Origin of the sequence: Variovorax robiniae (assembly GCF_037889955.1) — a bacterium.
Taxonomy (GTDB): Bacteria; Pseudomonadota; Gammaproteobacteria; order Burkholderiales; family Burkholderiaceae_C; genus Variovorax; species Variovorax robiniae.
The window spans coordinates 1-2,792 of sequence record NZ_JBBKZS010000071.1 but is presented as its reverse complement, the minus strand read 5'-3'; the positions used below and the strand labels follow the sequence as shown (position 1 = coordinate 2,792).

Sequence of the window (2,792 nt, the reverse complement as noted above, 5' to 3'; positions counted from 1 at the left end):
TCCTGCTGCCCGTTCCACAGTGGGTCCTGCTCGATGTCATACCGGCCCCCATTGGCCCGCATCAGCGCCTTCACGTCGGTGGTGGCGCTCAGCTGGATCGCCTGCGGCCTGCGTGCCTGCACCAGCGGCACGAAGCTGTCCTTCTCGTGGATGTAGTGGACGGTGTGGGCTTGGCTGTCCCTGGGCCTGGTCGTGCTCTCATAGGCCAGCACATCCCCGTCCCAGCCGAAGATCGTCTCGCCCGCTGCACTGGTCTTGCCGATGCGCCGCCCCAGCGGGTCGTAGCGGAAGGTGGTTTCTCCTTCTTCCGTCCTCGCACCGGTCATGCGGTTGAAGCCATCCCAGGTGAAGGTGGTCTTGCGGGCGTTGGCGGTGCGCTCGACGAGGTTGCCGCGTGCGTCGTAGCGGTAGTGGGTGCCTGCGTAGTCCTTGAGCAGGTTGTCCATCAACCGGGAGGCGGCCACCATGCGGATGCGCTGGGCCCTGGAGGGGGCCGCCGAGCCGCCCTGGGTGGCCGGGTCGAAGGCCACGGGGTCGGCGATGTTGCCGGCCGGGTCGAATGCGAAGATCTCTTTGCCCAGGCGCCCGTTGGCTTCGAGCAGCCGTCCGACGGGGTCGTACCTGTATTCGAGGCGACCGCGGCGGCTGTCGCCGATGATGGTGAGCTGGCCGGCCCTGTCGTAGTGGTAGTGGCGCTCGATGACGGGGGCGGGGCTGGAGCGGGTGAGGGTGACGGGCGGGGCGCCCCGGTGCAGCTGCTGCGCGAGCAGGCGCCCGGCCGGGTCCCAGCGCTGGCTCTGCTGCAGGCCGTTGTGCTGTTCCCGCTTGACCTCGCGATGCAGGTCGTCGCGCTCGAAGGCGAGGATGTCCTGGCCGTCCAGCAGGAGGCCGTGCACGTGGCCCGAGCCGTAGCTCAGCCACTCGGTGACATGGCCGTCGGGGCGGGTGGTGCCCACGCGCTGGTTGAGTTCGTCGTAGCGGTGCTGCCAGACGGCGGTACTCTTCCTTTGCAGGTCGGCGTGGTGTTCGCGGGTGAGGTTGCCGGCCTCGTCGTGGAACCACTGCAGCTTCGCGTGCTGGTTCCTGGCTTCGACGAGGCGGCCGTTGCGGTCGTAGCCGAAGGTCTCGGCGGCCTCGGGTTGATCGTGGATCTTGCGCTCGGTGAGGCGGCCCAGGGGATCGAACTGCAGGTGAGTGCGCAGGTCGGCTTCGTTGACTTCGGCCAGGACACCCGTGGTCTCCTCGTAGCGGTATTGGGTGGCCTTGCCGTCGAAGCCGATTTCCTCCAGCAGGCGGCCCACCGGGTCGTAGGCGAAGCGGTAGTGGGCGCCGTTCTCGTTCTGCAAGCGGGCGAGGCGCCCGAGCTTGTCCCACTGGTAGGCCAGGGTGTGGCCGGCGGCGTCGGTGCGGCCCGCGATCCGGCCGCTGGTGTCGTAGCGGTATCTCGTCTGGCGTTGCAGGGCGTCGGTGTGGGCGAGCAGTCTTCCCTCCGCGTCGTGGGCGAAGTGCTCCCGGGTGGCATCGGGGAGGGTGATGCTTTCCAGTTGTCCGGGGTGGTTGGCGCCATCGAGGTGGGCGCCGGCGCCTTCCCGGGTGGCCGCGGCCAGGGTCTGTTCGCTGAGCGCGGTGTAGCGGTACTGGGTGGTCTGGCCGGCGGCGTCGGTGCTGCTGGCCAGGCGCCCCCGCGTGTCGTAGTCCCAGCGGGTGGTCTTGTTGGAGCAGTCGGTGTAGCTGGCGAGTTGGCCGCCGGGGGTGTAGGCGAGCTTTTTGATGCCGCCCTTGGCGTCGGTGATGCGCACGGGGCGGCCGGCCTTGTCGTAGGCGTAGCGGGTGACGTGGCCGAGCGGGTCGGTCTCCTCGGTGAGATGGCCTTGCGGGTTGTAGTCGCGCTTCCAGACGCCGCCTTCGCCGTCCATGAGGCCGGTGAGGCGATGGCTCTTGTCGTACTCGAAGTGGACCCGGCTGCCGTCGGCACGGGTGTGGCGCTGCAGGTTGCCGTCGGGGTTGTAGACGTAGTCGTCGGTGCTGCCGTCAGGGTGGACGTGGCGGGTGACGTTCTTCGCCTCGTCGCGGAAGAACCATTCCTGCTGGCCGTCGGGGTGGACGATGCGGTAGGTGTAGCCGAGGATGTCGTAGTAATACCAGGTCTCCTGGCCGAGGGCGTCGGTGACGTAGGTCAGGCGGATGTTCGGGTCCCACTCGAGGCGGGTGTCCAGGCTGCCGTCGTCGGCCCATTCGCGGATGGCCTTGGCCTGGGGGCCGGTGCCGTCGTACTGGAGGTTCGTTCCCCGGCCGGTGCGGTCGGTGTAGCGGGTGACCAGGTGGTGGCTGTAGCGGTAGGACCAGGTGGCGCCGTTCTCGTCCTGGGCGGCGACGAGGTCGCCGGAGTCGTCGTAGGTGTAGGCGGCGAGTTGGCGGAGGACCTGGCCGTCTTTCAGTTCCCAGATGGACTCGATGCGGCCGGTGCGGGCGTCCGGGCGGATGCCGACGTGGGCCAGCGTCACATCGCCGTGCTTGCTGAGGATGTCGCTGAGGACTTGTTCGCCGGAGGCGAGCACGTGGTCGTAGCGCAGGCCGATGGCGGCGCCATCGCGGGCGTGCTGGGCGATGAGGCGGAAGTGCGGGGCGGTGTCGGAATCGGTATTGCCCTTGCCAGTGACGAGTTCGTAGGTCTCGCGCCAGTCGGCCTGCTCGCCCGCGGGCATGGGCTTGCCGAAGTCCAGCACGAGGAGCGTCTGCGACAGGCGCGTGGCCGTGATCTGCTCGATCTCGTTGCGATGGCTCTGGCCGAC

General features: G+C 68.8%; 1 pseudogene. It reads right to left on the bottom strand.

The annotated features are described in order from the left end of the window. A pseudogene (locus WKW79_RS36780) lies at positions 1-2,792 on the bottom strand (RHS repeat-associated core domain-containing protein); the annotation flags it as partial.